Origin of the sequence: Pectobacterium carotovorum (assembly GCF_033898505.1) — a bacterium.
Lineage (GTDB): Bacteria > Pseudomonadota > Gammaproteobacteria > Enterobacterales > Enterobacteriaceae > Pectobacterium > Pectobacterium carotovorum_J.
Window position 1 is genome coordinate 1,335,908 of sequence record NZ_JAXAFK010000001.1, and the last position, 23,833, is coordinate 1,359,740.

The 23,833-nt window shown below is 51.6% G+C and carries 21 protein-coding genes; 4 read left to right on the top strand and 17 right to left on the bottom strand.

From position 1 onward, the window contains the following. Positions 1–75: 75 nt before the first annotated feature. Positions 76–864 (top strand): RNA chaperone ProQ, encoded by a 789-nt coding sequence (gene proQ / locus R9X49_RS05860; protein ID WP_319847558.1) that lies wholly within the window; start codon positions 76–78, stop codon positions 862–864. 19 nt (positions 865–883) lie between these two features. After that, on the top strand, positions 884–2,899 hold the full coding sequence (gene prc / locus R9X49_RS05865; RefSeq protein ID WP_319847559.1) for a carboxy terminal-processing peptidase: 2,016 nt from the start codon (positions 884–886) through the stop codon (positions 2,897–2,899). Between the two features lie 141 nt (positions 2,900–3,040). Here the strand turns inward: prc and R9X49_RS05870 are convergent, their stop codons facing one another. The 6 genes from R9X49_RS05870 to potA form a co-directional block, all read right to left on the bottom strand. Continuing rightward, positions 3,041–3,907 carry a helix-turn-helix domain-containing protein gene (locus R9X49_RS05870; RefSeq protein WP_319847560.1) on the bottom strand — a complete coding sequence of 289 codons (867 nt, stop codon included), beginning with the start codon at positions 3,905–3,907 and terminating at the stop codon, positions 3,041–3,043. Positions 3,908–3,941: 34 nt separating this feature from the next. Beyond that, a complete protein-coding gene (locus R9X49_RS05875) occupies positions 3,942–4,574 on the bottom strand; it encodes a YbhB/YbcL family Raf kinase inhibitor-like protein (RefSeq protein ID WP_319847561.1) in 633 nt (210 codons plus the stop codon). Positions 4,575–5,028: 454 nt separating this feature from the next. Next, complete coding sequence (potD, locus tag R9X49_RS05880; RefSeq protein ID WP_319847562.1) at positions 5,029–6,072, bottom strand: spermidine/putrescine ABC transporter substrate-binding protein PotD; 1,044 nt, start codon at positions 6,070–6,072, stop codon at positions 5,029–5,031. A gap of 90 nt (positions 6,073–6,162) precedes the next feature. Then, entirely contained in the window at positions 6,163–6,939 is a 777-nt protein-coding gene (gene potC, locus R9X49_RS05885; protein ID WP_319847563.1) for a spermidine/putrescine ABC transporter permease PotC, read from the bottom strand. Then, entirely contained in the window at positions 6,936–7,796 is an 861-nt protein-coding gene (gene potB / locus R9X49_RS05890) for a spermidine/putrescine ABC transporter permease PotB (RefSeq protein WP_319847564.1), read from the bottom strand. Before potB ends, potC begins: the two co-directional genes overlap by 4 nt. After that, complete coding sequence (gene potA / locus R9X49_RS05895) at positions 7,780–8,895, bottom strand: spermidine/putrescine ABC transporter ATP-binding protein PotA (RefSeq protein WP_319847565.1); 1,116 nt, start codon at positions 8,893–8,895, stop codon at positions 7,780–7,782. Before potA ends, potB begins: the two co-directional genes overlap by 17 nt. A gap of 370 nt (positions 8,896–9,265) precedes the next feature. On the opposite strand from potA, the gene pepT reads away from it, so the two are divergent. Continuing rightward, entirely contained in the window at positions 9,266–10,498 is a 1,233-nt protein-coding gene (gene pepT, locus R9X49_RS05900) for a peptidase T (RefSeq protein WP_015840106.1), read from the top strand. A gap of 78 nt (positions 10,499–10,576) precedes the next feature. On the opposite strand, the gene R9X49_RS05905 is transcribed toward pepT, so the two are convergent. The 8 genes from R9X49_RS05905 to rluE all read right to left on the bottom strand — a co-directional run bounded on the left by R9X49_RS05905 (position 10,577) and on the right by rluE (position 18,903). After that, positions 10,577–11,698 carry a cupin domain-containing protein gene (locus R9X49_RS05905; RefSeq protein ID WP_319847566.1) on the bottom strand — a complete coding sequence of 374 codons (1,122 nt, stop codon included), beginning with the start codon at positions 11,696–11,698 and terminating at the stop codon, positions 10,577–10,579. Positions 11,699–12,029: 331 nt separating this feature from the next. Beyond that, the gene (phoQ, locus tag R9X49_RS05910) at positions 12,030–13,484 is read right to left on the bottom strand and encodes a two-component system sensor histidine kinase PhoQ (protein ID WP_225087939.1); all 1,455 of its coding nucleotides are present in this window, start codon (positions 13,482–13,484) and stop codon (positions 12,030–12,032) included. Then, entirely contained in the window at positions 13,481–14,170 is a 690-nt protein-coding gene (gene phoP, locus R9X49_RS05915; RefSeq protein WP_319847567.1) for a two-component system response regulator PhoP, read from the bottom strand. The genes phoQ and phoP overlap by 4 nt, the downstream gene beginning before the upstream one ends. 240 nt (positions 14,171–14,410) lie before the next feature. After that, positions 14,411–15,781, bottom strand: coding sequence for an adenylosuccinate lyase (gene purB, locus R9X49_RS05920; RefSeq protein WP_319847568.1), 1,371 nt, complete (start codon positions 15,779–15,781; stop codon positions 14,411–14,413). A 170-nt stretch (positions 15,782–15,951) separates the two neighbouring features. Continuing rightward, complete coding sequence (hflD, locus tag R9X49_RS05925; RefSeq protein WP_319847569.1) at positions 15,952–16,590, bottom strand: high frequency lysogenization protein HflD; 639 nt, start codon at positions 16,588–16,590, stop codon at positions 15,952–15,954. Positions 16,591–16,592: 2 nt separating this feature from the next. After that, complete coding sequence (gene mnmA / locus R9X49_RS05930; RefSeq protein ID WP_180741146.1) at positions 16,593–17,699, bottom strand: tRNA 2-thiouridine(34) synthase MnmA; 1,107 nt, start codon at positions 17,697–17,699, stop codon at positions 16,593–16,595. Between the two features lie 138 nt (positions 17,700–17,837). Continuing rightward, the gene (locus tag R9X49_RS05935; protein WP_319847570.1) at positions 17,838–18,284 is read right to left on the bottom strand and encodes an NUDIX hydrolase; all 447 of its coding nucleotides are present in this window, start codon (positions 18,282–18,284) and stop codon (positions 17,838–17,840) included. Continuing rightward, positions 18,277–18,903 (bottom strand): 23S rRNA pseudouridine(2457) synthase RluE, encoded by a 627-nt coding sequence (gene rluE, locus R9X49_RS05940; protein ID WP_319848594.1) that lies wholly within the window; start codon positions 18,901–18,903, stop codon positions 18,277–18,279. The genes R9X49_RS05935 and rluE overlap by 8 nt, the downstream gene beginning before the upstream one ends. A gap of 131 nt (positions 18,904–19,034) precedes the next feature. Between rluE and icd the strand changes: the two genes are divergently transcribed. Next, on the top strand, positions 19,035–20,288 hold the full coding sequence (gene icd, locus R9X49_RS05945; RefSeq protein ID WP_015840115.1) for an NADP-dependent isocitrate dehydrogenase: 1,254 nt from the start codon (positions 19,035–19,037) through the stop codon (positions 20,286–20,288). A 51-nt stretch (positions 20,289–20,339) separates the two neighbouring features. Here the strand turns inward: icd and R9X49_RS05950 are convergent, their stop codons facing one another. From R9X49_RS05950 to R9X49_RS05960, 3 genes are all read right to left on the bottom strand, one after another. Further along, on the bottom strand, positions 20,340–21,449 hold the full coding sequence (locus tag R9X49_RS05950; RefSeq protein ID WP_319847571.1) for a 4Fe-4S binding protein: 1,110 nt from the start codon (positions 21,447–21,449) through the stop codon (positions 20,340–20,342). A 491-nt stretch (positions 21,450–21,940) separates the two neighbouring features. After that, entirely contained in the window at positions 21,941–22,291 is a 351-nt protein-coding gene (locus R9X49_RS05955; protein ID WP_319847572.1) for a Mor transcription activator family protein, read from the bottom strand. A 485-nt stretch (positions 22,292–22,776) separates the two neighbouring features. Continuing rightward, entirely contained in the window at positions 22,777–23,511 is a 735-nt protein-coding gene (locus R9X49_RS05960) for an XRE family transcriptional regulator (protein ID WP_180741141.1), read from the bottom strand. Positions 23,512–23,833: the final 322 nt, after the last annotated feature.

The window sequence follows — 23,833 nt, forward strand, 5'->3', positions numbered from 1 at the left end:
TGCCGATGGCGTCATTATAATGACGCCTGTTCATGCCTGCGCCGGTTGGCAAACCCGTTGTAATCAGGAAATTTCATGGAAAATCAACCTAAGTTGAACAGTAGTAAAGAAGTTATTGCCTTTTTGGCAGAGCGGTTCCCGCTTTGTTTCACCACTGAAGGTGAAACTCGTCCGTTAAAGATCGGTATTTTTCAGGATCTTGTTGAGCGTGTACCGGAGTCCGATAACGTCAGTAAGACGCAATTACGCTCTGCGCTGCGTCTTTATACCTCAAGCTGGCGCTATCTGTACGGTGTAAAATTGGGTGCCCAACGTGTCGATCTGGATGGTAATCCGTGCGGCGAGTTGGAACAGCAGCATGTCGATCATGCCCGCACACAGTTGGAAGAAGCGAAAGCGCGAGTTCAGGCTCAGCGTGCTGAGCAGCAGGCGAAAAAACGTGAAGCAGCCGGAGAATCGGCAGATGCGGCACGTACTCCTCGTCCCGCTCAGAAGCGTGCGCCACGTCGCGATGCTTCAGGCAGTGCACCGCGAAGCAATTCTCCGCAAAGCAATGTGTCTCAGAACAATGCGTCTCAAAACCGTGCACCGCGTAAACCACGTCAGCCTTCTTCCGACCAATCGCAGTCCTCTTCTCAGCAGTCTGCTAATGCTCAATCTCGTCAGGCAAAACCTGCCAACAATGAGCGTCAGCGGGTCGCGGTTACGGATGTTTCCAAACTGCAAATCGGTCAGGAAATCAAAGTCAGAGCCGGCAAAGACGCCATGGATGCCACCGTGCTTGAAATTGCCAAAGGCGAAGTCAGAGTACAATTGGCTTCTGGACTGGCAATGATTGTACGCGCAGAACATTTGCAGTTCTGATACGGAGGCCAACCTGGGCATGAACAACTTAGTCAGAATAACCGCCATCGCAGGCTTACTGCTGGCGGGCTCTAGTTTTGCAAATGAAAACATTACGCGTGTTGAGCAGATCCCTCAGCTACATCAGGAGCCTCAACATGCTACCGTTAGCGACAGGGTGGCCTCACGTTTCCTGCGTTCGCATTATCGCCAGTTTATGCTGGATGCGCAGTTCTCTGAGAAAATTTTTAACCGCTACCTCAACATGCTGGACTACAGCCACAACGTGCTGTTGGCCTCTGATGTGGCGCAATTTTCCGGGCAAAAAGCCCAGTTGGGTGACGCGCTGAAATCCGGTCAGCTGGACGTTCCGTACGCGTTGTACAATCTGGCGCAGAAGCGTCGGTTTGAGCGTTTTCAATACGCGCTGTCGCTGCTGGATAAACCGATCGATCTGACGGGCAATGACACGTTTGAGCTCGATCGCAGCAAAGCGCCTTGGCCGCAAAACGTCGGTGAACTTAACCGCCTGTGGGATGCCAAGGTAAAATATGACTGGCTCAGCCTGAAGTTGACCGGCAAAGATGATAAAGACATCAAAGAGACGCTGACCAAGCGTTACCAGTTTGCGATTCGCCGTTTGGCGCAGAGCAACAGCGAAGATGTTTTCCAACTCGTCATGAACGCCTTTGCGCGTGAAATCGACCCGCATACCAGCTATCTGTCTCCGCGTAACACCGAGCAATTCAATACCGAAATGAGCCTGTCGCTCGAAGGGATTGGTGCGGTGCTGCAGATGGATGACGACTACACCATGATTAATTCCATGGTGCCCGGTGGTCCGGCTGCGAAAAGCAAAAACATTACCGTGGGTGACCGTGTCGTTGGCGTAGGCCAAAGCGGCAAGCCGATGGTCGATGTTATCGGCTGGCGTCTGGATGATGTTGTCGCGCTGATTAAAGGGCCGAAAGGCAGCAAGGTGCGTCTGGAGATTCTGCCCGCAGGCAAAGGGACGAAAACCCGCATTGTCACGCTGACGCGCGAACGTATCCGTCTTGAAGACCGTGCAGTCAAAATGTCCGTCAAGACGGTCAGTAAAGACAAAGTCGGCGTGCTGGATATCCCCGGCTTCTATGTCGGCCTGACGGATGACGTAAAAGTTCAGCTTCAAAAGCTGGAAAAACAAAACGTCAGCAGCATTGTGATTGACTTACGTACTAACGGCGGCGGTGCGCTGACGGAAGCGGTAGGGCTTTCCGGCCTGTTTATTCCAGGCGGCCCTGTGGTTCAGGTGCGCGATAATAACGGCAAAGTGCGTGAAGACAGCGACACCGACGGCATTGTGTATTACAAAGGCCCGCTGGTGGTATTGGTAGACCGTTTCAGTGCTTCCGCATCCGAGATCTTCGCGGCGGCAATGCAGGACTATGGCCGTGCCTTGATCGTGGGTGAGCCGACGTTTGGTAAAGGTACCGTGCAACAGTATCGCTCGCTGAATCGGATTTACGATCAAATGCTGCGTCCTGACTGGCCGGCGCTGGGTTCCGTACAATACACGATTCAGAAGTTCTATCGCATTGACGGCGGCAGTACTCAGATGAAAGGCGTGACACCTGACGTGATGATGCCAACGGGTACGGAAACGGTAGATACCGGCGAGAAGTTTGAAGACAACGCGCTACCGTGGGACAGCATCAAAGCGGCTAATTACACGAAAAGTGGCGATCTGAAGGCGCTGATTAGCAAACTGAATGAGCATCATCAGGAGCGTATCGCCAAAGATCCTGAGTTCCAGTACGTCGCGCAAGATATTGCCCGCTACAACGCGATGAAGGATAAGCGTAACATTGTGTCGCTCAATCTTGCTCAGCGTGAGAAAGAGAATGATGATGATGAAGCGATGCGTCTGAAACGGATTAACGATCGACTGGCGAGAGAAGGCAAAAAACCGCTCAAATCGCTGGAAGATTTGCCGAAAGATTATCAGGCACCCGATCCTTATCTGGATGAAACGGTGAAAATCGCTAACGATTTAGCGCAGGAACAGAAAGACTGATACGCTAAAATTGTTATGATCGACTGAGATCGTTAAACGCCCTGTGGGTTATCCGACAGGGCGTTTTTTTTGAAGATAATCGTTGTTTTCACATCAGAACTGCGTTGAATACGGCAGGATGTGCAGTGCAGTAAATGACGATTAACGAATCTTGGTGGGCGAACAGCCAAAACGGTTTTTAAACCGTTCGGAAAAGCGCGCCGAGGATTTATACCCGCAGGCTTCAGCCAGACGCTGCATACTCCATGACGTCGTCTGCACCAGCATCATTGCGTGCTGCATTCGCGTCTCCAGCAACAGCACTTCAAACCGCGTCTGCTCTGTGGATAGCCTCCGGCGCAGCGTAGCCTCGCTCATCGCCAGCCGTCGCCCCGCGGACTGTGCCGTCCAGTGGTGTTCCGGTTCTTCGCTGATGAGCGCACGTAGCTGTGTCGTAATACCAGGCTGCGGCGGTGCGCCAAAATGGTATCCCCGTTCCGATAGTACCAGCAGCATATCCATCAGACGCAGTTCGAGGCGCGATTCACTGAGTACGTTGCTCGTTATTCCCTCAACCAGATACTGCAATGTGCGAGTAAGCTCGTCATCCAGTGCGAGGTGCGTGAAAGGAGCAGGATGATATACAGGGGCTAATTTTTCAGGATAGCGGTGATAAAACCGTGCCAAAAGCGTGGATGAAAACGTCAGAAAGACTGACCGGAAAACGGCATCATGACCGCCGGGCGTTTTCGTCAAATCGGCACTGGCATCAGGCGTAATCAGGCAAAGCTGAGACGGGGTATCGACAACCGTTGTGCCGTTCTGTTCGAGAAGGGTCAATTGGCCGGAGAGAACCAGCAGCAGCGTGGCTTCATAAAAATGAAAACGCGTTGTCTGCTGCGGCGTGCGCAAGTGCGGTTGAGCTAGCGCGCACAGGCCATACCGCTGTAGCGGCTGGCCTGACGGCAGTGCCCAGCCCGACTCTACACTAAGAGGCGGGCCCGCAGAGCGTAATGCGGTCACGCCCATAGCCTGTCATTCTTATAACGCGTCATTATTATCATCACAACAAAGCGGGGTTCAGCGTATACAGCCCGGTGAGTGTCGCTTCTGCCAATACTGGCGCGTTAGCCAGCGCAGCACGGACATTCGCCCCGTTAAGTTCGCCGTCTATCGCTAAAGCCGGTGTTGCGAGGGCGTAAAGCGTGAAGATGTAATGATGGACGAGCGCATCGTTCCACGGTGGGCAAGGGCCATCATAGCCATAGTAGGTGCCTTTCATCTGCTCGTCCGTGGCGAACCAGACGGTGTAATCATTGATGCCGTGTCGGAGCCCGGTGGGGGCATTTGGACCTGCCTTCCCACGCGGAGTGATGCCAGTGGAATGAGAGGCGGCGGGAATCTCACTGACGTTGGCTGGAATGTCCAGCAATAACCAATGGTAGAAATCGACACGCGGCAGAGACGCGCTAACCTCGCGACCTTCCTGATTCACATCGTCACCACGGCTGGGTACATCCGGGTCGTGGCAGATCAACACGAAAGACTGTGTCCCTGCGGGAGCATCGTGCCAGGCAAGATGGGGGTTGTGGTTAGAAGACAGTGCAATGTGGCTAGTTGCATCCGGTACGGCAAACGCAAATTCGCCTGGGATCTTTTCGCCGTCCTGAAAACTGTGGCTGGAGAGTTGCAGCATGGTGGTGTTCCTTATCGTGATTCCAGTGGGTGTGAAATCATTATAGAAGAAGCGGAGCGTAATTATTTTCCTAATGCCGTCAGGATAATGCTTTTAGCTGTCAATTTGATGGGTTGAGATGATATTTGTAATCAGAGTAGAAACATAGTTTATGGTAACGAAAGCTAGAGGTTGCAGATAAAGCGCGTCGAGCGGTAGTAACGGATAGATCGTAAAGACGCTGCAAGTACCTCCCTGTAAGCTCGGATTGCGCAGATATGAATCTCATCCATGAGATTCACTCTTGCAGAGCCGTCGCAAGCGACGTTCAAAAACGTTCCTGACGTTTTTGTCCCTGGCGCAAACGCTTTACTCTTCTATTCCGTTACCACCGTTCTTGTTCGGCAAATAGATTTGCCAACGGTCTGCCGATTCCGATAGAGAAATCCGATTTGTATCGCGATAGCGTGTGTGATTAACGACCCGCTTTTAGCTGCTGGAAGTAGGTTTCATACAGCGTGCTGGCGCTGCCAACGTCGTTCTGCCATTCGCCTTTGGCGATGGTTTCATCATCCGGATACAGCGTTTTATCCCCTGACACTTCCGGCGGGAGTAATTTTTTCGCCGCCAGATTTGGCGTCGGATAGCCGATAGTTTCCGCAACCTGTGCCGCCACTTCCGGGCGCAGCAGGAAATCGATCAGCTTCATCGCGCCGTCAACGTTTTTGGCGTTGGCTGGAATCGCCAGGCTATCCATCCAGAAGATGCCGCCTTCTGCTGGCCAGATGACATCCAGCGGTGTACCTGCCTGACGCGCCACGTAGGCAGAGCCGTTCCACACCATACCCAGATTGACTTCGCCTTCGATAAACGGGTTGCCAGGGTTGTCTGAATTGAACGTCAGTACATTCGGCATCAGCGCTTGCAGCTCTTTATAGGCGGCCTCAATTTCTTTCGGATCGGTGGTATTCGCGGAGTAACCCAGCTTACGCAGGGCGATTTGGAATACCTCGCGCGCATCGTCCGTCAGCAGCAGGCTGTTTTTATACTTCGTATCCCACAGGTCTGCCCAGCGGGTGACGCTGGCGGGGTCAATCACTTCATGATTAACGCCAATCGCCGTCGCGCCCCAGATATAGGGAATAGAGTAGTCATTGTTCGGATCGAAGGACTTGTGCAGCAGGTTCGGATCGAGATTATGGAAGTTACTGAGTTTGCTGGTATCAATCTTTTGCAGCATGCCTTCTTTGCTCATCTTAGAGATGAAATAAGTTGATGGCACGACCAGATCGTAGGCACCGTCCTTATAGGTTTTCAGCTTGGCATACATACTCTCGTTGGATTCATAGGTGGAGTAAATCACCTTGATGCCCGTTTCTTTAGTGAACTGTTCCAACAGACCCGGCGGTACGTATTCGGTCCAGTTATAGAAATAGAGCGTTTTACCGTCGTTGGCATTGGCGGTGCTGATGCCAAACGCCAGCGTGCAGGCTGCTAGTAGGTGTGGCCACTTTTTCATTATGTTTACCTCCATATAGGTCCCAAAGAAAATACCTGCTTGATGTCAAACGGTATGAAAATAGCGGTATTCATCGCGTGAGTCGCTGCCTTATTTTCCGGTGCGGTCACGTAAAATCAGCTGGCTACTGAGCACCAGCACGAGCGATAGAATAAGCAAAATCGTCGCCAGCGCGTTGACTTCAGGGGAGACGCCAACCTTAACCATCGAGTAAATCTTCAACGGCAGAATTTCATACGCGGGGCCGGTGACAAACGAGGAAACCACCACGTCATCCATCGAGAGCGTAAAGCTGAGCAACCAACTGGCGGCCACGGCTGGCATCGCCAGCGGCAGAATGATTTTGCGCAGAATGATCGCTTCGCTGGCGCCCAGGTCGCGCGCGGCTTCCAGCATCCGCACATCAAAACCTTTCAGGCGCGAATAGACGGTCACCACCACAAACGGCAGGCAGAACGTGATGTGGGAAAACAGCAACGACCAGAATCCGAGCGAGATGCCCAGCAGCATGAAGAGCACCAGCAGCGAGATGGCCATTACGATATCCGGCGACATCATCACCACGAACAGCATGCCGCCGACAAAAGGCTTGCCGCGAAAGCGGTAGCGATACAGCGCAACGGCGGTTAGGGAACCAATTAGCGTAGCGAACGTTGCAGAAAAAACGGCCATCGTCAGCGAATGCTGCGCGGCCTGAAGCAGGCTGTCGTTGTTCATCAGCAGTCGATACCAGTCCAGCGTAAATCCCTGCCAGTTGATGCCGAAGCGCGCCTGATTAAATGAATTCACGATCAGAATGATAATCGGGATGTACAGGTAAGCGTAAATGATGGACATAAATCCACCGCGGATTAAGCGTCCGGTCATTCCAGCTCTCCCTTTTTATTCAGCAGGCGGGCCGTGCGGTAGTAGATAAACAGCAGCACGCCCATGACCAGCGTCAGGCAGATGCTGGTGGCAGCACCAAACGGCCAGTCGCGGATGTTGAGGAACTGGCTTTTAATGACGTTACCGATCAGCAAATTCTTGGCACCGCCCATCAGGTCGGCAACGAAGAACAAGCCCATGGCAGGCAGCAGCACCAGCAGGCAGCCAGCGATAATCCCCGGCATGGTCAACGGGATCACCACGCGAATAAAGGTCTGCCATTTATTCGCCCCCAGATCGCGGGCGGCCTCCAGATAGGATTTATCGAGCTTTTCAATGCTGGAGTAGAGCGGCAGCACCATGAAAGGCAGCAGGATATAAATCAGGCCGAGAATCACGGCTTCGGAGGTGTACATAATCCGCAGCGGCGTATCGATAAGGCCCGTCCAGAGCAGGAATTCATTCAGATGGCCGCGCGTACTCAAAAAGATTTTCAACCCGTAAATGCGGATCAGTGAGTTGGTCCAAAACGGCACAATTAGCAGAAATAGCATCAGCGGCTGAATTTTTTTCGGTAAGCGCGCCAGAATAAAAGCAAACGGATAGCCCAGCAGCAGGCAGCAGAACGTGGCGATAACGGCCATGTTCAGTGAATGAAGCAAGACTGAAGCATAAAGCGGATCGACCAATCGCGTATAGTTTTCCAGCGTAAAGACCAGACTGACGAAATGCGTGTCATCGCGTGTCAGAAAGCTGGTTGCGATGATCATCAGGTTGGGCAGGAAAACGAACAGCACCAGCCAGGCAACGATGAGTGTGATAATGGTGTTTTGAAAGCGTTTACGCGACTTCTTCATCGTGCAGGACAACCTCCCAACTCTCCACCCAGGTGACGTCGACTTTCTGGTTGAGTGAATGATCGAAGTCGGGATCGTCTTCGTTAAAGAACTCGCTGACCATGACCATCTTGCCGTTTTCCAACTCGATGTTGGATTCCAGCGTCATGCCTTTATAGTTGCGCTCGCGCACGTAGCCCACCATGCCTTCCGCCTGCATACCGTCGGCCAGCTCTTCGACGCGTAAATCTTCCGGTCGTAGCAACACGTTGAGGTGTTGGCCGACGGTGACCGGGAAACTGGCGGTGATAACGCATTCGTGGCCTTCGACCTGAGCGCGCACCCGTTGTTCGTCCAACGGTTCCAGCACGATGGCATCAAAGATATTGATTTCACCGATAAAGCTGGCGACGAACAGGTTTTTCGGCTCTTCGTAGATTTCACGCGGCGTGCCGTCTTGCTCGATGCGTCCATCGCGCATCACCACGATACGGTCGGACATGGTCAGCGCTTCTTCCTGATCGTGCGTGACGAAAATAAAGGTGATGCCCAGCTTACGTTGCAGCGCCTTCAGTTCGTTCTGCATCTGTTTACGCAGTTTATAATCGAGCGCGGACAGGGATTCATCCAGCAGCAGAACTTTCGGTTGATTGACGACGGCGCGGGCGATGGCAACACGCTGTTGCTGGCCGCCGGACAGCTGGTGCGGGCGGCGCTGCGCCAGTTCCTCCAACTGCACCATTTTCAGCGCTTCAATCACGCGTGGCGCAATCTCTGCGGCGGGCGTTTTCTGCATGCGCAGGCCAAACGCCACGTTCTCAAACACGCTGAGGTGAGGAAACAGGGCATAGCTTTGAAATACGGTATTAACGTGCCGTTGCTCGGCGGGCTGGTGGGTGATGTCCTGCTCTTCCAGCATGACATTGCCGCTATTGACCGTTTCCAGACCGGCAATCAGGCGCAGTACGGTGGTTTTGCCGCAGCCGGATGGCCCGAGGATCGTTAGAAACTCGCCGTTGTTAATGGTGAGATTAAAATGTGAAATGATGTCTTTGCCATCAAAGCCTTTATGGACGTTGAGCAATTCAACGACCGGCACAGCCAGGGAGTTTTCTTTCATTAAGATCGGGCTCTATTTCCTGATTTGGCCGACCAACGGTATCGCCGTTGCATCGTACCAAGGGTTATCACCTTTCAGACAGCGTGCGCAGTTAAGGGCGGCATTTTACGGGAAACGTTGCCTAACGCCAACTTGTGTGACCCCACTTCCTGCCGATGGGTGAACGACTGGTGGTGATTCAGTCACTGAATTAGCGCGAATGTTTCCTTATTGTTACCTGATTTGGGCATTCTTCGTGACCCAGTTGCCGCTTTTTGGCCTGAATTCTGGTATGACGGTTTGTTAAATCGGGAAAAAACTGACCTGACGCAATATCTGCCGGGGTAGCCCTATCCATAATGCCTTTCAGGGTTCAGGGGGCATAAATAAGATGGATAAATTACTCGACAGATTTTTGAACTACGTTTCATTTGATACACAGTCTAAATCCGGCGTCCGGCAGGTGCCGAGCACCGACGGTCAGCTGAAACTGGCGCGTGCGTTGCAGCAGGAATTGCTCGAACTGGGATTTGAGCAGGTTGTGCTCAGCAAGCAGGGCTGCCTGATGGCGACGCTTCCGGCTAACGTTGCTTGGCCCGTTCCGGCTATCGGCTTTATTTCACATATGGATACGTCGCCGGATTTTAGCGGCAAGAATGTTAATCCGCAGATTCTCGAAAACTACCGCGGCGGCGATATTGCCCTGGGCGTAGGGGACGAAGTGCTGTCACCCGTAATGTTCCCGGTACTGCACCAGCTACTGGGGCACACGCTGATTACCACCGATGGCAAAACGTTGCTGGGTGCGGATGATAAAGCGGGGATTGCGGAAATTATGACCGCGCTGGTGCGCCTGAAAAAAAGCCAGCTCCCGCATGGCGATATTCGCGTTGCCTTTACGCCTGATGAGGAAATTGGCAAGGGCGCTCAGTTTTTTGATGTTAAAGCGTTTAACGCACAGTGGGCTTATACCGTGGACGGCGGTGGTGTTGGCGAACTGGAGTATGAAAATTTTAACGCCGCGTCGGTTCAGGTGAAAATTGTGGGCAACAATGTGCATCCCGGTAGCGCCAAAGGCGTGATGGTTAACGCGCTGACGCTCGCCTCTCGCTATCACCAGCAGGTGCCGGAGAGCCAATCACCGGAACAAACGGACGGCTACCAGGGGTTCTACCACCTTCACAGCATGAAAGGTTCTGTGGAGCGTGCAGACTTGCATTACATCGTTCGGGATTTTGACCGCAACGGCTTTGAGCAGCGTAAACAGACGATGTTGGATATTGCGGAAAAGGTCGGCGCGGGGCTGCACCCAGATTGCTACATTGAAGTCACGATTACCGATACCTATTACAACATGCGTGAGCAAGTTGAGCAGCATCCGCACATTATTGCACTGGCGCAGCAGGCGATGCGGGATTGCGATATTGAGCCGAATATGAAACCGATTCGTGGCGGCACTGACGGCGCACACCTGTCATTTCAGGGGTTACCGTGCCCGAACCTGTTTACCGGCGGCTACAACTATCATGGCAAACATGAATTTGTCACGCTGGAAGGCATGGAAAAGGCGGTCTCTGTGATTATGCGTATTGCGGAACTGACGGCGCTGCGGGCAAAGCCGTAATAGCTTCTATCCTGAAGAGATGAATAAGGCGGGACATTCCCGCCTTATTATTGTGCTAACTATTATTCAGGCTTGGCCTTAATCCGCGAAGTACCAGTAGCCGCTGTTGATCAGCACGGTGAGCTGCGCGAGGAAGGAAGGATCTTCCAGTGCATCGCCCAGCTGTTCTGCATCAATGGTAGGATGCTCAGCCAATGCAAACAGCGCAGCCTTGTGCGTGCTGTTCACTTTCTCTCCGTTAACGAAGCAGCTATCCCCAACGCAGATGACCCGCAGGCCGCCTAAACGACGCAGTGGCTCACCCTGTTGCAGATATTCATACACTTCGCCAGCCTGATAAGGTGGCTCCGGCGGTGAGAGATCGAGCTCATGGCGGGACTGGGAAATAAACTCACCAAACCAGTGCTGAAAATGCTCCGGCTGTTGCACCAAATCCAGCATCATTTTTTGCAGCGCATCCAGCTCTTGCGGCAGCACGCTGGCGATATGTTCACGGGAGGGAATTTCGGGATCGCTGTAGCGATGGCTGCCGAGCTCACGGGAAAGCACATAGTCCGCAAAGCCGCTGACCAGCTCGCGTGCATTTGGCGCACGGAAACCCACAGAGTAGTTCAACGAGTTCTCCAGCGAATAGCCTTCGTGTGGGAAACCCGGTGGAATATAGATGATATCGCCCGGTTCCAGCTCTTCATCAATAATTGCGTCAAACGGCTCGACCTGCAGCAAATCTGGGTGCGGACAGTGCTGTTTCATCGGTATTTTTTCACCGATGCGCCAGCGGCGGCGCCCCGTACCCTGAATGATGAACACATCATACTGATCCAGATGCGGCCCTACGCCACCGCCGGGAACGGAAAATGAAATCATCAAATCATCAGTACGCCAGTCCGGCAGTTGTCGAAATGGCTGCATCAAGGCGGAAGAGGGCTCATGCCAGTGATCGACGGCCTGTACCAGCAGCGACCAGTTGCTTTCCCCCAGATGATCGTAGCTCTCAAAAGGGCCGTGGCTGACTTGCCAGCGCCCGTTCTGATGGCTGACCAGACGGCTATCGACCTCGTTTTCCAACGCCAGACCGGCGAGTTCGTCAGGTGAAATCGGATCGATGAAATGCGTGAAGCCGCCTTTAATCAGGAGCGGACGCTTTTGCCAGTAGTTCGCTAAAAAATCCTGCCAGTCGAGATTGAGCTGATAGTCCATACTGTTTTCCAGAAACTCGTTTTTGAGGAAATGACTGTTCTTGAAGACATGATTTTTCTTGAAATAATCAGTATTTTAAAACAATCCGCATTGTGGCAATAAGTATATACTCTAAATAATTCGAGTTTCATGCAGGCGGCAAGAGAAGGACAAATTCGTCAGGAACGAATTTGACCAGCCAACGGCTGGCCTTCGGTGAGAGACAGGATGTCTCTCATTTCATCCCGATGAACTTACTTAAGTAAGTGATTCGGGTGAGTGAACGTAGCCAACGTACATGCAACTTGAAGTATGACGAGTATAGCGGAAGCATCGCGCGCTGTACTGCCTTTCACCCCTCATTCTGGCTCAGGTTCTGGCGGGAGAAAATAGCTTCGACTCGGGCGCCGCCCAGTGCGCTGTCGCTGATGAGGATCTCACCCTGATACTGTTCAATAATTTCGACGGCGACGGCAAGGCCGATACCTTGCCCGGGGCGCATGCGATCGGCGCGCTGCCCGCGTAGGAAAATCATTTCGCGCTTACTCTCGTGGATGCCAGGGCCGTCGTCATCCACAATCAGATGCAGCTTGTGGTCGGAGTATTGCACGCTAATCTCGACAAACTCCAGACAGTACTTACAGGCGTTATCAAGAATATTGCCCATCACTTCCATGAAGTCATTCTTCTCACCGACGAAGGTCAGTTCGGGGGGAATATCGAGCGTCAGTACCACGCCTTTGCGTTGATACACCTTGTTCAGCGCGGAACACAGGCCATCCAGCAGCGCCGGAACCGAGTGCACTTCGCGTATCAGTAAATTATGTTCGGAGCGTACGCTGGCGCGATGCAGGTAATAGCCAATCTGCTGCGAGATGCGGCTGATCTGGGCCAGCATAATAGGCTCAGCCTGATCGATAGTGATCTCTTTACCGGTACGCAGCGCACGTAATGTGGTCTGCAAGACGGCCAGAGGCGTTTTCAAACTGTGCGTGAGGTCGGTGAGCGTCGTGCGGTACTTATGGTAGCGCTGGCGTTCGTTATTCAGCAGGATATTCAGGTTTTTCACCAGACTGAACAACTCGCGCGGCGGATTTTCATCCAGCTGTTCGCGCGTGCCTTTTTCCAGCTCGGCGATCTGTTTTACCAAATGCTGAATAGGGCGCAGGCTCCAGTGAGCGCCCAGCCACAACAGAGGAAGCACCAGCAGAAGGTTGGCGATCAGAACATAGCTGAACCACTCCCACACGACGTCTTCCTGCTGGAGTTCCTGCGGAATACGATCGACGACAACAATAGTTATGGAGGGGAGATGCTCGGTCTTCGGATAAACGTTCACGGCGATGGAATGCGTTAACGCATTGCTGTGCGCACCATTCAGCGCCCGCAGACTGCCCAGTAGCAAGGTATTGCCTGTTAATACCGCGCTGCTGGTATCGGTGTCGGTATCCAATTCATGATAGGCCGTCTTATTCAGCCATTCCGGATTGATCAGCGCTTCTAGCTCGGGAACGTGCTTTTCACGCCAGAGCATGTTGCCATGCTCATCGTATATCAACACCAGCGTAGGAAAGTTGATATCAACGTCGGGCGGCGTGATGATGTTCAGTTGGTTATCGCGCCACTGTGCAAGGCTGTAGTAGAGGTTACTTTCGCCGCGCAGGAGGCGGAATGAGGTTTTATCAAAGTTGACGCTGTAACCGATAATGGCGACGACGCCATAGGCGAGCGACAACGCCAACACGATGGCCGCTGTCGCGAGTAAAAAACGAATGCGAAGCGAGAAGGGGGGCTTCTTATCGCTCATACTGAGCCTGAAGGTGTATCAATATCAAAACGATATCCTTGTCCACGCACGGTCGTGATCACATCCGGTGCTTCTGCCTGCTGAATTTTCTTACGCAGTCGCCCCATCAGCACGTCAATAGTATGACTTTCACGCAGTTCTGCATCGGGGTACAGCTGTAGCATCAGCGACTCTTTGCTGACGACCTTTCCTTTGTTACGAATCAACGTCTCGATAATGGTGTATTCGAACGCGGTGAGCTTGATAGGCGATGCGTGGATCGCCAGCTCGCGGCGTGATAGGTCGATCTCAAAGGGCGGCAGGCTGATGACCTGCGATGCCAGCCCGCTGTTGCGTCGCATCAGCGCTTGCAGGCGCGCGACGACTTCTTCCATGTGGAACGGCTTGGTTACATAGTCGTCCGCTCCGGCTTCCAGCACAGCAACTTTGTCCTGCCAGCCTTCACGGGCCGTCAGCACCAGAATCGGGAGTTTGACCTGATGCGCGCGCCAGCGACGGATCATGCTCATGCCATCTTCATCGGGTAACCCGAGATCGACAATGGCGATGTCCGGCATATTCTCATGCAGAAAATAATCCGCTTCTTTGGCGTCAGACGCGGCGTCAACCTGATGCCCCATTTCGTTCATCTGAACGGTTAAATGGTGGCGCAATAATACATTATCTTCAACGACCAGAATCCGCATCGTTATATCCTCTGTCGAATAGATAGGGTCATATTTATGGAAATATTTTTATGTATCCTATCTTTCATCTGCCACGTATGTCGCTCCCGCGTATCAACATTATACGCAGAGAACGTTATTTATTTTATTTGTTAAATTATCCACAGGGAGCATAAACCGGGTTTAAACGGGCTGGAAATGGTTGGTGCGGCAGCTAATTAGCGGGCAGGGCGCCCGCCAGAGAGAGGTCGTGATAGAGGATTATTTCAGGTCATCGACCATTGCGATAGCGCGGCCGATGTAGTTGGCTGGTGTCATCGCCTTCAGGCGCGTTTTTTCCGCTTCCGGTAATGCCAGACCGTCGATAAATGCCTGAATACCGGCTGCATCAACGCGTTTGCCGCGCGTTAGCTCTTTCAGTTTCTCGTACGGTTTTTCAATTCCGTAGCGGCGCATGACCGTTTGAATCGGCTCTGCTAACACTTCCCAGTTGTGATCCAGTTCGTCAGCCAGACGATCGCGGTTCACTTCCAGTTTGCTGATGCCTTTCATCGTGGCCTGATAGGCAATCAGCGCATAGCCAACGCCGACGCCCAGATTACGCAGCACGGTGGAATCGGTGAGGTCACGCTGCCAGCGAGAAACCGGCAGTTTGCTGGCCAGATGCGCCAGAACGGCATTCGCCAGACCCAGGTTGCCTTCTGAGTTCTCGAAGTCAATCGGGTTCACTTTATGCGGCATGGTGGAGGAACCGATTTCGCCTGCAATGGTTTTCTGTTTGAAGTGATTCAGCGCGATGTAGCCCCAGATATCACGGTCAAAGTCGATCAAAATCGTGTTGAAACGCGCGATGCAATCGAACAACTCGGCGATGTAATCGTGTGGCTCGATCTGCGTGGTGTACGGGTTCCAGTTGATGCCCAGCGAGGTGACAAAGCTTTCGCTGAACTGGTGCCAGTCCACTTCCGGGTAGGCAGCCAGGTGAGCGTTATAGTTACCGACGGCGCCATTAATCTTGCCCAGAATCTCAACCTGTTGCAGTTGGCGATATTGGCGCTCCATGCGGTAGGCCACGTTAGCAAACTCTTTACCGATGGTGGATGGCGTGGCTGGCTGACCGTGTGTGCGGGAAAGCAGCGGGATATCGCGGTATTCCTGCGCCAGCGTTTTCAGCGCATCAATGATTTGACGCCAGTGCGGCAGAATGACGTCGCGGCGAGCAGTGTCCAGCATCAGCGCGTGAGACAGGTTGTTGATATCTTCTGAAGTACAGGCAAAGTGGATGAATTCGTTGACGGCGTGCAGCGCAGGAATCGCGGCAACTTTCTCTTTCAGGAAGTACTCAACAGCTTTCACGTCGTGGTTGGTTGTACGCTCGATGGTTTTAATGCGGGCCGCATCTTCTTCACTGAATTCGGCGACAATTTTATCAAGGAAAGCGTTTGCGTCAGCATCAAATGCAGGAACTTCCTGGATCTCTGCACAGGCTGCCAGTTTTTGCAGCCAACGTACTTCAACCTGCACACGGAATTTCAGCAAACCGAATTCGCTGAAAATGGTGCGCAACGTGCTGACTTTATCGCCGTAGCGTCCATCAATAGGGGAAACGGCGGTCAGTGAGGATAATTCCATCGCAAGCAACTCCTGAGATTGGTTTCAATAACGATTAATTTCAATGAAACAATTAATTTCAATAAAAACAATTAATTTCAATAAAAAAACAATGAGTTTAAATAACAGCAACCGGTTTTGTGACGCTGGTGTTAATCACACCAGCGTCAGCGATAGCGGCAAGAATACCATCAAACGGATGGGCAACGCGCCAATATCTGTTTTGCTTCTTTAACCAACTGGCCGCGTGAGAACATCAGCTGTAAGCGTCCACCACCAATTTGCTGCCAGAGTACCGCAGAGCGGATACCGGCCAGCAGGGCAGCGCGCACTTTCGCCTGCACCTGACTGTTTTTCAGCACTTCCGGTGAGCCGGTAACCTGAATACGTGGCCCCAGCGTACTGATAACATCCACGTAAATTGCAGCCAGCGCGCTGACAATCGTTTCGGAAAGCAGCTCGAAATGCTCCAGTTGGCGCTCTAACTGCCCGATGCGTTTACCCAATTCGTCAAGCGCGGCAGGCTTCGCTTTCAGCTTGCGCTCTAACGCAATCAGGCTGAAAGCATAGCGTGATAATTCCGCACCCGCGCCTTTATTACTGCTGGTGTTCAGAATGCCTAACAGCGTTTCCAGCCCAACTTTCAGGTTTTGCTCGTCATTGCCGTAAACGGCCAGCGTGGACGCCGGATTAAGGTTCAATACGCTGTTCAGCGAGGTATGCAGCACATCGTTATTACAGTGACCCGTATGGGCCAACTGCTGGACGGCATGCGCTGATTGGCAAATGCCTGCTAACGCCAGCGTAATCTCATAATAATTCTTAGCCACGGTTACTCCTGTAAGCGTTCTTCAATGATGCCGCCGCCAAGGCACACGTCGTCCAGATAAAAAACGGCGGATTGGCCCGGCGTCACGGCTGCAACGGGCTCATCAAAACGCACGGTAATGCGATCGTCGCCAAGTGGCGTGACGGTGCAGGGGATATCCGCCTGACGGTAGCGGGTTTTCACCGTACAGCGTAATTCAGCGGTTAGCGGCTGACGGTCAACCCAATGCAACTGTTGTGCGATTAAGCCGTACGACATCAGACGAGGGTGTTCGTGGCCCTGCGCGACATACAAAATATTGTTGGCGACATCTTTATCCACCACGTACCAGGGATCTTCGCCGCCGTCTTTGACGCCGCCGATGCCCAAGCCTTTACGCTGCCCCAGCGTGTGGTACATCAGCCCCTGATGCTGCCCCATCGGTTTGTTGTCGTCGACGGATAGAATCGGACCCGGCTGTGCAGGCAGGTAGCGTGCCAGAAAATCAGTGAATTTGCGCTCGCCGATAAAGCAGATACCGGTCGAATCTTTCTTCTTCGCGGTTGCCAGCTCAAGCGCTTCGGCAATCTTGCGCACCTGCGGTTTTTCCAGCTCACCGACCGGGAACAGACTTTGTGCGATCTGCTCGTGGCTCAGCGTATAAAGAAAATAGCTCTGGTCTTTATTGCCGTCCATGCCGCGCAGTAAACGGCTTTTGCCGTCAACGTCATGACGGCGAACATAGTGGCCTGTCGCGATATAGTCTGCACCGAGATCCTCGGCAGCGAATTCCAGGAAGGCTTTGAATTTGATTTCTTTATTGCACAGGATATCGGGATTGGGGGTACGGCCCGCTTTGTATTCTTCAAGGAAGAGTTCAAAAACGTTGTCCCAATATTCAGCGGCAAAGTTGACGGTATGTAATTCGATACCCAGCTTGTCGCAAACGGCTTGCGCATCGGCAAGGTCAGTGGCTGCTGAGCAATATTCTGTGTCGTCGTCCTCTTCCCAGTTCTTCATGAACAGGCCTTCAACATGATAGCCCTGTTGCTGTAACAGGTAAGCGGAAACGGAGGAATCAACACCGCCGGACATACCGACAATCACTTTTTTCTGGCTGTTATCTGACATGGAAGTCTCACGAACTGAAATTTACTGACGCATTGATGCGAAAAACAAGCGGCATATTTTAGCATGTTGAACCGAGGGCTGCATCGCTATTCCTGCTGTGCGGTGGCTCGCTCGCGCACAGCAGAAATAGCAGGATGCCTAGAACGGCCAGTTGAATGCGCCCAGTACGGTTAACGGATAGCGTTCTGGCTGCTGATAGCAGCGAATACTTTCGGCCACCAGCGGCGAGCGAAGCTGGCGAGAATGCAGAATTTCCTCGGCGGTCAGCCAGCGGCAGCATTCGATATCGCTATCGTGCGGCTGGGTGTCGACCCGCGTAGGCAGATCGAGTGCGAAGCAAAAACGTAAAAATGGCGTACTGTCGGGCGCGATCCATTGGTGCAGACGTAAGAAACTCTGCGGCGTAGCCTGAATACCTGTTTCTTCCCACAGCTCACGGCTTGCCGCCTGAATCAGCGTTTCGTCCGCTTCCAGATGACCCGCGGGCTGGTTCCACAACAATTTATCGTTAATCAACTCTTCGACGACCAGAAAATGGTTTTCGGCCTGTACCACACAGGCGACTGTCACATGAGGCTTAAACATCCGTTATCTCCTTCCATTCTCCGGGTAACAGGTTTTCTACCGTCTGATTAGCCATACCGTATCGAATCAGACGCAAGGTAGGATACCCGATATTTGCCGTCATACGACGGACTTGCCGATTACGACCTTCATACAGCGTGATTTTTAGCCAGCAATCCAGAATGCTTTTACGTTCGCGTATGGGCGGATTACGCGGCCACAGCCAGCTGGGTTCCGTTACGATTTCCGCTCCTGCGGGTAGCGTTTTGCCGTCGTTCAGATCCAGCCCTGTACGAAAGCGCGTCAGTGCGGCATCGTCCGGAATGCCTTCGACCTGAACATAGTAAATTTTGGCTGTTTTTTGCGTTGGCTGGGTGAGTCGAGCCTGAAGTTTACCGTCATTGGTCAGAATCATCAGACCTTCGCTGTCGCGATCCAGACGACCGGCGGCATAAATACCGCTAACCGGAATGTAGTCTTTTAGCGTGCGGCGTCCGGCTTCATCAGTGAATTGTGGCAGGACATCGAAGGGTTTATTGAACAAAACGATGCGGCGCGGCGCGTTGTCAGGCTGCCTTTTTCTTACCGGCTGTGAGCTGAATCGTTTAACTTTGTGATTTTTAACAGGGAATTTATTCATCATCTTTATAGTCGCGGAAAACAAAAGCATTATACTCGAAATGGTTTGCGATTGGCGCGGGCTAAATATTCAAGTAGTATTGACACGCATCTTACAAGTCATTAACAAAATTGCGCTCGAAGGAGAGGTTAATGGAAAGCAAAGTAGTTGTACCGACAGAAGGTCAGAAAATCACAGTTGATGCTCAAGGCAAACTGGTTGTTCCAAACAATCCGGTTATCCCGTTTATCGAAGGTGACGGCATTGGTATCGATGTAACGCCTGCCATGATCAATGTCGTTGACGCCGCTGTGAAGAAAGCCTATCAGGGCAAGCGCGCGATTTCCTGGATGGAAATCTATACGGGTGAAAAATCCACGCAGGTCTACGGTAAAGATGTCTGGCTGCCAGACGAAACGCTGGATTTGATCCGTGAATACCGTGTGGCGATTAAGGGCCCGCTGACAACGCCAGTCGGTGGTGGTATTCGTTCTCTGAACGTTGCACTGCGTCAACAGCTGGATCTGTATGTTTGCCTGCGTCCGGTACGCTACTACGAAGGTACACCTAGCCCGGTTAAACAGCCTGAGCTGACCGACATGGTGATCTTCCGCGAAAACGCCGAAGACATTTATGCAGGTATCGAGTGGAAAGCGGGTTCTGCTGAAGCAGACAAAGTGATCAAGTTCCTGCGTGAAGAAATGGGCGTTAACAAAATCCGTTTCCCTGAGCAGTGTGGTATCGGCGTGAAGCCGTGTTCCGAAGAAGGCACCAAACGTCTGGTTCGCGCTGCAATTGAATACGCGATCACTAACGACCGTGATTCCGTCACGCTGGTGCACAAAGGCAACATCATGAAATTCACCGAAGGCGCGTTCAAAGACTGGGGTTACCAGTTGGCGCGTGAAGAATTCGGCGGTGAGCTGATCGATGGCGGCCCGTGGGTGAAAATCAAGAACCCGAACACCGGCAAAGAGATCGTGGTAAAAGACGTGATCGCCGATGCGTTCCTGCAACAAATCCTGCTGCGTCCTGCTGAATACGATGTGATCGCTTGTATGAACCTGAACGGTGACTACATCTCTGATGCCCTGGCGGCACAGGTTGGCGGTATCGGTATTGCTCCGGGCGCGAACATCGGTGACGAATGTGCACTGTTTGAAGCCACGCACGGTACGGCACCGAAATATGCGGGTCAGGATAAAGTGAACCCAGGTTCCGTTATTCTGTCTGCTGAAATGATGCTGCGTCACCTGCAATGGTTCGAAGCGGCTGACCTGATTGTTAAGGGCGTTGAAGGCGCGATCAAGAACAAGACCGTGACTTACGATTTCGAACGTCTGATGGAAGGCGCTAAGCTGCGTAAATGTAGCGAGTTTGCGCAAGACATTATTGACAACATGTAATTTGCTGTTCAGTGCAGATGAATATCAGGGGCCAATTTGGCCCCTTTTTCTTTATGGATGACCAATGCTCTGTGAACCGGGAATTAGCCGGAAGTACATGTGTTCGGGAATCGGGCTGTCCCAGCCGCCGATGTACATCGCAAAGCCGATCATGCCGAAAAGGATGCCGAGCACCAGCACCGTCATCGCAATACCGGACAGCGCAGTGTGTCGCCATAGCGGTTTGGTTGTTTCGCTGCCTTTTTCCTGCGAGCCGGAAGGTTTCGTCAGTGAGAAGTGGAGCGTTGAGGCCACCGGGCAGGATTCGACGCAGGTCATACAGGCCGTGCATTCCGCTGTTCTCACCTTAATCAGTTTATCTACCGGGATGTTAGACGGACAGGCTTTGGCGCACTTGCCGCAGTCTATACAACTGGTGGCGTTGCGACGAATCTTGAAGGGGGACAGCAGCGAAAATACCCCCATGAGCGCACCGTAAGGACAGAGGTAACGACACCAGAAATGACGGACAAACAGGCTGGCGAATGTGAAGAGAAAGACGCAGACCAGTGTGATGGTGCCGATATTGCGAAAGAAGCCGAGCATTTTAACATCGGCGATCAGGCCGTAGGGCGACATCAGGAACATATAAATGCCTTGTGCCGGCATTGATAAAGCGATGTAGAGGAAAAAACCTACTAACAGATATTTCAGGCTGCGTAGTGGAATATCCAGCCACTTCGGAAGAATGAAATGGCGGCCAACTATTTTTTTCCCCAACGCACCTACCCACTCGGAAATCGTGCCGATAGGACACAGCCAGGAACAGAACGATTTCTTCAGCAACACGCTAATAAGAATAAATGCGGCAAGTAATAGCATTGACGCAAGGTGAATAGGAGGAAAATTACCTGTTTCCCATGTGAACTTAGCGTTCATCAATCCTGCAATTGGCAGCCAGCCTTCAATACCACCCGGTCTCGGCATATAAAGACTTGTGCCGCCGGTTTCAAAGTAGCGTACCCAAAAATAGAAGGTGACGCCGATATAAACGTTGATCGCCAGTAGAAGAAGTTGTGTTGCTCTGCGCCAGGTTAGAGCATTGCGCCAGTCGTTCCAGGGACGTTTTCCTCCGGTGGTGCCAGGACGGCGTTGCCACCGCCTTCTTGCTTTCTCACTCATTGCTCTCAATTGCCCCCATTTATTTTTTTCACTCGACACTCTCAACATGTCGGCGGGATTGTGGGGCAACGTTATCATGCTCTTAGCGGTCAAAAATTGATTTGTGCATTGTAAATGCATGTTTGTGGTTTTTTTAGCTAGTTGATTTAAATAAGGGGAGGGGAATAACTCGGTATTCATTGCATGGGGGATCGTGTGCTGGAAGGAATCCTTTCTAAGAGTAAAGCGTTAGCGATATCAAAAAGAATGGGTACAATAATGTACCCATTCTATTAATTGCTAGATGGTATTATCTTTGAGTCTCTCTATCATACTTTAAACTGCGTGCGTTGGCTGAGGGCAGCGTATAGGAATACCTTGTTGCATTTGCCACAATTCGAATAATTTAAGTTATATGTTATTAAAATCAGAGGTTATCGCTGTTAGTCAATTATCTATTTTTATTCTGCTCCTTTAATTACCATCTGGTTGTTAATTTATGACTTTTTGTATTATGCCTGAGAGTGTTGTTTTATCTGTAATTCCTCTTTTCGCATTGTTCTGACAATTTTATAAATCCATTGCAGGGAGACATTATATTTTTTAGCCAGCGCGCTGTGATTGCGTCCATCAAATTCCGCATAGATTTGAAGATCGCGTTGAGAAGCGCGCCAGGATATTCCCATTGGGAAATAAACATTTTGTCCGCCCCATACGGTCATCATATGTTTGGCAACGGCATTACCGACCAGCTCGGCGGTTTGCGGATCCAACTCTGTGACGTTTTTGACCGTATCGGCCACGTGTTGAGAAAGTTCGACCAGAAGTTCAGGACCTTTACTGCGAAATTGTGGTTCAGTCATAAATCACCTTATTGTTATGCATGTGTGTTGTTACTGACGTGAAAACTGGGTTGTTATCTTTGCAGAGATTGCTCTGCTGCCATGTGCTTATTTAAAACTATAGTTGTTTTTATGTCAACATCTTTAGTTTTAATTTGAGTTATTTTTGGTTGTAAAAAGAAATGACAACCTGCGGAGCCGCGCGCAGAAGGGACCAGATGAAGGGCAAAAAAAAATCCCGCCATAGGACGGGAAAGGAACACATAGACAGGATGAATAACACAACATCAACAAGGGTTGATGAAACAATAGCATGGTGATTGTATAAAACTGTGGCGCGTGGGTAAGGTTATCTGGGAGAGGGTAAACGTTTTTTAGCGGCGCAGCGTTTATTTGTAACGCGCAATTGGCGGCGGCAACACAAAGCCGGTGTCCGTATCGGTCCACCGGCTTTAGTGAGAGGAAAAGAGAGACGGCGATGGTGCGGGATACCGCCAGTATCGGGACTATAGCAGTACCGAATACCAGAACACGCGGCCAATGATCTCGACGTCTGATTCGTAAGCTTCTTCGTCAGCCTCGCGATTGAAGCTATGGATGACGAGAAGGCCGCCAGGCTTGCGGTAAAGCTGCTTGATTCGCTTGAGCTTATCGTTACCGCCGCCTTCCTGAGCGATGGCGTAGAGCTTGCCATCAATGATGCGTTTGTTGTTGGTATCAACCGCGACAGTGGTTCCATCAGGAATGATGGGTTCCATACTGTCGCCCGCTGCCGGGAAACAAAGCACCCCTGAACCGTCCGTATTTGCGCCAACCTTACGCAGCGTAGCTTTAGAAAAACGGAGCTTAAAGCCGTTGTAATCCTCGCTTTGAACGCGTCCGTCGCCGCAGGCAAACTCAATATCCTTTAAAAAGGGCACTTCCACCTCGTCCTCTGATAGTTCTGTCGTGCTGTCCCAAGCTGATACGGTGCCCCATTCTGATTTTGGCGGAATGCTCGATTCCTGGACAGGTCGAGTTACCCCGTCGCTACGCATTGGGTCTTCGCCGTTTGCCAACCATTCAGGGCGAACATGTAGTGCATTGGAAAGCTCAACAATTTTGGTTGTCTGCGACGCTTTCCCCACCTCGATCTTCTGTATGGCGGCCTGAGATACGCCAATCATGTCGCCAAGCGCTTTTTGGCTAAGCCCCTGTGCGATTCTGGCGGTCTTTAATCGTTCTGCAAGTGTCGTTTTCATTCGTTCAATGTACAACTTAGGTTGTCACTTATCAAGCGGGTATTAATTTTGTTTAAAAAAAACTACAGTTATTTCTCATTGCTGTGCACAAGCGTTGCTCCTGAATACAACTTTGAAAACGATTTAAGTTGTTATTTAGATCGGCAAACCCCTTTGGATAGGTGAGATAACGTCGGCATACATAGGTGCGATTGCTCGACTATCAAAAATCCTAATAAGTATCAGGCGGTCATAGTATCATCTTATTCCACCCCCTGATTTGCTTTAAACGTGTGTGTCACTTGATCTAAATCACAATCCGACCGTATGCATTTTGCTTTTA

Bases quoted from the DNA above. Each gene is read 5' to 3' on its own strand.
- proQ (WP_319847558.1), top strand. From the start codon at position 76: ATGGAAAATCAACCTAAGTTGAACAGTAGTAAAGAAGTTATTGCCTTT.
- prc (WP_319847559.1), top strand. From the start codon at position 884: ATGAACAACTTAGTCAGAATAACCGCCATCGCAGGCTTACTGCTGGCG.
- R9X49_RS05870 (WP_319847560.1), bottom strand. From the start codon at position 3,907: ATGGGCGTGACCGCATTACGCTCTGCGGGCCCGCCTCTTAGTGTAGAG.
- R9X49_RS05875 (WP_319847561.1), bottom strand. From the start codon at position 4,574: ATGCTGCAACTCTCCAGCCACAGTTTTCAGGACGGCGAAAAGATCCCA.
- potD (WP_319847562.1), bottom strand. From the start codon at position 6,072: ATGAAAAAGTGGCCACACCTACTAGCAGCCTGCACGCTGGCGTTTGGC.
- potC (WP_319847563.1), bottom strand. From the start codon at position 6,939: ATGACCGGACGCTTAATCCGCGGTGGATTTATGTCCATCATTTACGCT.
- potB (WP_319847564.1), bottom strand. From the start codon at position 7,796: ATGAAGAAGTCGCGTAAACGCTTTCAAAACACCATTATCACACTCATC.
- potA (WP_319847565.1), bottom strand. From the start codon at position 8,895: ATGAAAGAAAACTCCCTGGCTGTGCCGGTCGTTGAATTGCTCAACGTC.
- pepT (WP_015840106.1), top strand. From the start codon at position 9,266: ATGGATAAATTACTCGACAGATTTTTGAACTACGTTTCATTTGATACA.
- R9X49_RS05905 (WP_319847566.1), bottom strand. From the start codon at position 11,698: ATGGACTATCAGCTCAATCTCGACTGGCAGGATTTTTTAGCGAACTAC.
- phoQ (WP_225087939.1), bottom strand. From the start codon at position 13,484: ATGAGCGATAAGAAGCCCCCCTTCTCGCTTCGCATTCGTTTTTTACTC.
- phoP (WP_319847567.1), bottom strand. From the start codon at position 14,170: ATGCGGATTCTGGTCGTTGAAGATAATGTATTATTGCGCCACCATTTA.
- purB (WP_319847568.1), bottom strand. From the start codon at position 15,781: ATGGAATTATCCTCACTGACCGCCGTTTCCCCTATTGATGGACGCTAC.
- mnmA (WP_180741146.1), bottom strand. From the start codon at position 17,699: ATGTCAGATAACAGCCAGAAAAAAGTGATTGTCGGTATGTCCGGCGGT.
- R9X49_RS05935 (WP_319847570.1), bottom strand. From the start codon at position 18,284: ATGTTTAAGCCTCATGTGACAGTCGCCTGTGTGGTACAGGCCGAAAAC.
- rluE (WP_319848594.1), bottom strand. From the start codon at position 18,903: ATGAATAAATTCCCTGTTAAAAATCACAAAGTTAAACGATTCAGCTCA.
- icd (WP_015840115.1), top strand. From the start codon at position 19,035: ATGGAAAGCAAAGTAGTTGTACCGACAGAAGGTCAGAAAATCACAGTT.
- R9X49_RS05950 (WP_319847571.1), bottom strand. From the start codon at position 21,449: ATGAGTGAGAAAGCAAGAAGGCGGTGGCAACGCCGTCCTGGCACCACC.
- R9X49_RS05955 (WP_319847572.1), bottom strand. From the start codon at position 22,291: ATGACTGAACCACAATTTCGCAGTAAAGGTCCTGAACTTCTGGTCGAA.
- R9X49_RS05960 (WP_180741141.1), bottom strand. From the start codon at position 23,511: ATGAAAACGACACTTGCAGAACGATTAAAGACCGCCAGAATCGCACAG.